The organism is Candidatus Hydrogenedentota bacterium (genome assembly GCA_016791475.1).
GTDB lineage: Bacteria > Hydrogenedentota > Hydrogenedentia > Hydrogenedentales > JAEUWI01 > JAEUWI01.
The window spans coordinates 1-253 of the sequence record JAEUWI010000176.1; positions in this window are offsets into that span (position 1 = coordinate 1).

Genomic DNA, 253 nt, shown 5'->3' on the forward strand with positions numbered 1-253 from the left:
GCACTTGTTTCAGGAGCCGGCCCCCCTATTGTCACTGTCGCCGAAGACACCTGCCTCGGTCGCGGAGCTGGTTCACCGGCTACTGACCAAGGACAAGCGACTCCGTCCGAATATGTCGGATGCTGCGGATTCCTTAGGGCGCCTGCTATCGAAGCTGTCGGGAGCGGGACCGGTGGTGCGTTCGCGACTGCCGAGCTCGACCGATCCCGACTCGACCCAGATCCTTCGATCTGCGCCACCATCAACAACCCTT